This window comes from Luteimonas suaedae (genome assembly GCF_008312895.1).
Classification (GTDB): Bacteria; Pseudomonadota; Gammaproteobacteria; order Xanthomonadales; family Xanthomonadaceae; genus Luteimonas; species Luteimonas suaedae.
Window position 1 is genome coordinate 1 of the sequence record NZ_VSSP01000044.1, and the last position, 649, is coordinate 649.

The following is a 649-nucleotide window of genomic DNA, read 5'->3' on the forward strand; positions in this document are numbered from 1 at the left end:
TTGAAGCTGGACTGGATGTAGCCCGCCAGCTGCCGCTCCCAGCGGTTCTGCATCTGCGGCTCGACAGCCATGGCCTTGAGCGTCTCGACGCCGGTCACGGCCTCGACGAGGAACGACTGGTTCTCGGCGCCGCGCACGAATTTCTCGTCAAGCCTGCGCCTGAGCATCGGTCCGACCACCGCCACCACGATCGCATACAGCGGCAGCGTGATCAGCACCACCAGCAGCAATGCCGGACTGTAGAGCCACATCACCGCGAGAAACACGACCGCAAAGAACAGGTCCAGCACGACCGTCTGTGCGGACGAGGTGAGGAATTCGCGGATGGTTTCCAGCTCGCGCACGCGCGCGACCGAGTCGCCGACCCGGCGCGCCTGGAAATAGGACAGCGGCAGGTGGGTCAAATGGGAAAACAGCTTCGAACCCAGCTCCGCGTCCACGCGGCTGGTGGTGTGCGAGAGCAGGTAGGTCCGCAGGCCGCCCATCATGACGTCGAACAACGACACCACCAGCAGGCCGATGCCAAGCACCTCGAGCGTGGTGATGCCCTTGTGCACCAGGACCTTGTCGATCACCACCTGGAAGAACAGCGGCGTGATCAGCGCCAGGATCTGCAGAAAGAACGAGGCGATCAGCACGTCGCGCAGCA

Annotated in this window: 1 protein-coding gene; it reads right to left on the bottom strand. The window is 63.6% G+C overall.

Features of this window, described 5'->3' with window-relative positions:
• Nucleotides 1-649 (bottom strand): ABC transporter transmembrane domain-containing protein (locus FXO19_RS19020; protein ID WP_255516505.1); only part of this gene is annotated, 649 nt, incomplete at both ends.